The 4,023-nt window shown below is 72.3% G+C and carries 6 protein-coding genes and 1 pseudogene; 6 read left to right on the top strand and 1 reads right to left on the bottom strand.

The genetic code is table 11. The annotated features are described in order from the left end of the window. The first annotated feature begins 9 nt into the window (after positions 1-9). The 6 genes and pseudogenes from ABR571_RS14360 (at position 10) to ABR571_RS14335 (ending at position 3,307) form a co-directional block, all read left to right on the top strand. Positions 10-417 carry a molybdopterin-binding protein gene (locus ABR571_RS14360; protein WP_409453886.1) on the top strand — a complete coding sequence of 136 codons (408 nt, stop codon included), beginning with the start codon at positions 10-12 and terminating at the stop codon, positions 415-417. Next, the gene (gene modA / locus ABR571_RS14355; RefSeq protein WP_409453884.1) at positions 414-1,172 is read left to right on the top strand and encodes a molybdate ABC transporter substrate-binding protein; all 759 of its coding nucleotides are present in this window, start codon (positions 414-416) and stop codon (positions 1,170-1,172) included. The genes ABR571_RS14360 and modA overlap by 4 nt, the downstream gene beginning before the upstream one ends. Further along, positions 1,169-1,993: a molybdate ABC transporter permease subunit gene (gene modB, locus ABR571_RS14350; protein ID WP_409453883.1), complete on the top strand. Its 825-nt coding sequence runs from the start codon at positions 1,169-1,171 to the stop codon at positions 1,991-1,993. The genes modA and modB overlap by 4 nt, the downstream gene beginning before the upstream one ends. Next, positions 1,966-2,469, top strand: a pseudogene (locus ABR571_RS14345) (ATP-binding cassette domain-containing protein); the annotation flags it as partial. The gene modB and the pseudogene ABR571_RS14345, both read left to right, overlap by 28 nt. Before the next feature lie 231 nt (positions 2,470-2,700). Further along, the gene (locus tag ABR571_RS14340; protein WP_409453885.1) at positions 2,701-3,048 is read left to right on the top strand and encodes a TOBE domain-containing protein; all 348 of its coding nucleotides are present in this window, start codon (positions 2,701-2,703) and stop codon (positions 3,046-3,048) included. A 19-nt stretch (positions 3,049-3,067) separates the two neighbouring features. Then, entirely contained in the window at positions 3,068-3,307 is a 240-nt protein-coding gene (locus ABR571_RS14335) for a MoaD/ThiS family protein (RefSeq protein WP_409453882.1), read from the top strand. A 1-nt stretch (position 3,308) separates the two neighbouring features. On the opposite strand, the gene ABR571_RS14330 is transcribed toward ABR571_RS14335, so the two are convergent. Then, positions 3,309-3,800: a DUF1992 domain-containing protein gene (locus ABR571_RS14330; RefSeq protein WP_409453881.1), complete on the bottom strand. Its 492-nt coding sequence runs from the start codon at positions 3,798-3,800 to the stop codon at positions 3,309-3,311. Positions 3,801-4,023: the final 223 nt, after the last annotated feature.

Below are 4,023 nucleotides of genomic sequence, written 5' to 3'. Positions count from 1 at the left end.
CTGAGCCGCATGCCGTCCTACCGCATCCGCGACGCCGCCGAGCTGCTCGGCGTGAGCGACGACTCCCTTCGCCGCTGGATCGACGGCGGCCGGATAGCGGCGACGACCGACGAGAGCGGTCGCCAGGTGATCGACGGAGCCGAGCTCGCCCGCTTCGCCGAGCACAACGCGGGACCCGTACCCACCACGCCGACGGGCCTGCGTGAGTCGGCGCGCAACCGCTTCGTTGGCTTGGTGACGCGCGTCGTCCGCGACACGGTTATGGCTCAGGTCGAGCTGCAGTGCGGGCCCTACCGCGTCGTATCGCTGATGAGCCGCGAGGCGGCCGACGACCTCGGATTGGAACCCGGCGTGAGTGCCATCGCGGCGGTCAAGTCGACCAACGTCGTCGTCGAGGTGGCGGAGGCACGCACATGAAGCGGCTCGGCGCGCTCGCCGCCACAATGGGGCTGCTGGCCGCGTGCTCGTCGTCGGCGAACGGATCGGGGACGGGGACCGCGGCGCCGTCCGGCGCGCTGCGCATCTATGCCGCCTCATCCCTGACCGAGGCGTTCAACGAGCTGAAGCACAACTTCGCCGCCGTCCACCCGGGCGCGACGATCTCGATCACCTACGGCGCGAGCTCCGATCTCGCCACGCAGATCGCCCAGGGCGCACCTGCCGATGTCTTCGCGTCCGCCTCGAAGAAGAACATGGCCTCACTGGGCGGCACAGCCTTGCACCCCGTCGACTTCGTCTCGAACGTTCTCACCGTCGTGGTGCCACCGGCGAACCCGGCGAGGATCGCCTCGTTACCGGACGTCGCCAAGAAGAGCGTGAAGGTAGCGATCTGCGCCCCCGCGGTGCCCTGCGGCGTCGTCGCCGCGCAGGTCTTCGCCAAGGCCGGCATCACCGTCAAGCCCACGGCCAGCGAGCCCGACGTCAAGTCGGTCCTGGCTGCGGTCGAGTCCGGCGAGGTCGACGCCGGACTCGTGTACGTCACCGACGCGCGCGCGGGGGGCGCCAAGGTCAGGAGCGTGTCGATCCCGACCGAATTCCGGGCGAGCACGACGTATCCCATCGCGGCGCTGAGGTCGGCCAAGAACGCCGCGCTCGCGAAGGCCTGGGTCGACTACGTGCTGTCCGCCGCGGCCCGCAAGGTCCTCGGCGCGGACGGCTTCGGGCCACCGTGACCGCCGGCGCCGCTCGCGCTCGCCGCAGCGCCGGGCTGGGCACCCCGCTGGTCGTCGTGCCGCCGGCCCTGATCGGCATCGTGTTCCTGTTGCTGCCGACGCTCGCCATGATCGTCCGCGTCCGGTGGAGCGGCCTCGGCCGCATCTACCGCGACGAGCACGTGTGGACGGCGCTGCGCCTGTCGCTCGAGTCCTCCCTCGAGGCCACCGCCGCCTCGGTGGTGTTCGGTGTGCCCCTTGCCTGGGTCCTGGCGCGAGTGCGGGTGCGCGGGATGGGGGTGCTGCGCGCCGTCGTGACCATCCCGCTGGTACTGCCACCGGTGATCGGCGGTGTCGCGCTGTTCGACGCCTTCGGCCGCAACGGGATGCTCGGCCACCCCATCCGCTCGGTCTTCGGGCAGGACCTGCCGTTCAGCTTCGCGGGCATCGTGCTCGCCGAGACGTTCGTCGCGATGCCGTTCCTCGTCGTCACCGTCGAGGGCGCCTTTCGCATCGCCGACCGCGGAGTGGAGGAGGCCGCGGCGACGCTGGGCGCCTCTCGCAGCCGGATCTTCACGCGCGTGACACTGCCGCTCGTCCTGCCCGCCGTCCTGCTCGGGTCGGTCCTGTGCTGGGCGCGGGCCTTGGGCGAGTTCGGGGCGACGCTGCTGTTCGGCGGCAACGTCCAAGGCGTCACGCAGACGCTCCCGACGCTCGTCCTCACCACGTTCCAGCGGGATCCCGCCGACGCGCCCGCGCTGGCCCTGCCGCTGATGCTCGTCGCGCTGGTGGTGATCGGCGCGCTGCGGGACAAGTGGATGCGCCCGGTAACCGCGTCGTGACCCTGTCGGTGACCGGCACCGTCCGTCGCGGGGATTTCGCCCTCGACGTCGCCATCGACGCCGCGCCCGGAGAGGTCCTCGCCGTCCTGGGGCCGAACGGAGCCGGCAAGTCGACGCTGCTGCGCGTTGCCGCCGGCCTGCTCGCCCTGGATTCCGGTCGCGTGCGGGTGGGCGACGATGTGGTGGACGACCGGACGGTCGGCGCGTTCGTCGAACCGCAGCAGCGACGGGTGGGTGTCGTCTTCCAGGACCACCGGCTGTTCCCGCACCTACGAGTGCTGGACAACGTCGCGTTCGGCCCGCGTTCGCGCGGCGTCGCCAAGAACGCGGCCCGGCAGGCCGCCCGCGAGTGGCTCGACCGGCTGGGCCTGGCCGAGCTCACGGCGCGTCATCCCCGTGAGCTGTCGGGCGGCCAGGCGCAACGGGTGGCGTTGGCTCGGGCGCTCGCGTGCCGGCCGGCCGCGTTGCTGCTCGACGAGCCACTTGCCGCACTCGACGTGCAGACGCGGGCCGAGGTGCAGGGCGAACTGCGCGACCACCTCGGCGGCTTCGCGGGCCCGACGGTCCTGGTCACGCACGACCCGATCGAGGCGCTGCTGCTCGCCCGGCGGATCGTCGTGCTGGAAGCAGGGCGGGTGGTTCAGTCCGGAACCCCCGCAGAGATCACGTCCCGTCCGCTCACGCCGTACGTGGCCCGGCTCGTCGGCATGAACCTCTACATCGGCGAGGCGTCCGGCGACGTGGTGACGGTGGACGGCGGCGGCACCATGGTCTCGGCCGACGCCCCGACCGGCCGCGTGCTGGCCGCCGTCCGCCCGTCGGCGATCACGGTGCACACGGCGCCGCCGCACGGGTCCAGCGCGCGGAATGTGTGGGCCGCGTCGATCACGTCTTTGGCCCCGCTCGGCGACCGCATCCGGGTGAGCACGGCGGGCGAGCTCGAGGCCACCGTGGACGTCACGGCCGCCGCTGTGACCGAGCTCGACCTCGCGCCGGGCCGATCGGTGTGGTTGTCGGCCAAGGCGACCGACGTGAGTGCCTACCCCGCGCCCTGACGTCTGGCACGCTGGACCGATGCCCCCGTCTGTGACCGTCCGCTACTGGGCCGGCGCCCAACGCGCGGCCGGCATCGAGAAGGAGACATTGAGCGCGGGCACTGTCGCTGAACTGCGCGACGTGCTGCGCGGACGACCCGGGCTGGACCGGGTGGCCGACGTCGCCTCCTTCCTGGTGGACGGTCAGCAGGCCGGCGAGGACGCGCGGCTGCAGGAGGGCGCCGAAGTCGACGTGCTGCCGCCCTTCGCCGGCGGCTGAGTCACCTGACGCGGCGCAACCAGCGTCGCCGACGGCGCGCCGTCGGCGCCGGACCGACCGGCGGTGCCGGCGGCGGCGGAGCGAGCGCCGCGCGAGCCGCGCGCCACTGTTGCAGCACTTCGTCGACCTTGACCTTCTTGACCCGCAGCGGCGGACCCACCTGGGGCCGCGCGTACGCACGGTCGATGCGGGCGTTCAGGTCCTCTATCACCTGCCGGACGCGCACCTCGGACGGGATGCGGGCCACCCGGTCGCCCAGGTCCTCGACCTCTTTGGCCAGCGCCAGCGCCGGCGGCAGGACCTCGGCGACGTCGACGTTCTCGCGGCGCAGGTAGCCGGCCAGCCACTCCAGCTCATCATGCGGACGGCCGAGGTTCGCGATGGGCCGACCGTGCCCTGGGAGGTTGGCGAACGCGCCCTCCGCCTCAGCCGCTCGGATCTGTTGCTCGACCCAGCCCGGGAAGGTCATGTTCGGCGGCTTACGCTTCGTCATTCCGGCCGCCAGGTGATTGCGGGGTCGAGCCGGTGTGACGGCGGCCAGCGGCAAAGGCAAGTTCCCGGCATGCCATGACTATTCCCCGCGGCGCCGGTTACTAGAACGGCGGCGGGTCGGCGTCGGGAGGATGGACGGCCGTGGTGTCGACCGGATAGCTGTGCGTGGGTGATTCGTATCTGCGGCCCGTCGGGACCGTCTGCCGGAAGACGCCGATCGGCTG

The organism is Jatrophihabitans sp. (assembly GCF_046262535.1).
Taxonomy (GTDB): domain Bacteria; phylum Actinomycetota; class Actinomycetes; order Mycobacteriales; family Jatrophihabitantaceae; genus Jatrophihabitans.
The sequence above is the reverse complement of the archived record's forward strand: the minus strand, read 5'-3'. Positions and strand labels throughout refer to the sequence as shown.

Bases quoted from the DNA above. Each gene is read 5' to 3' on its own strand.
- ABR571_RS14335 (WP_409453882.1), top strand. From the start codon at position 3,068: ATGCCCCCGTCTGTGACCGTCCGCTACTGGGCCGGCGCCCAACGCGCG.
- ABR571_RS14340 (WP_409453885.1), top strand. From the start codon at position 2,701: ATGAACCTCTACATCGGCGAGGCGTCCGGCGACGTGGTGACGGTGGAC.
- ABR571_RS14360 (WP_409453886.1), top strand. From the start codon at position 10: ATGCCGTCCTACCGCATCCGCGACGCCGCCGAGCTGCTCGGCGTGAGC.
- modA (WP_409453884.1), top strand. From the start codon at position 414: ATGAAGCGGCTCGGCGCGCTCGCCGCCACAATGGGGCTGCTGGCCGCG.
- ABR571_RS14330 (WP_409453881.1), bottom strand. From the start codon at position 3,800: ATGACGAAGCGTAAGCCGCCGAACATGACCTTCCCGGGCTGGGTCGAG.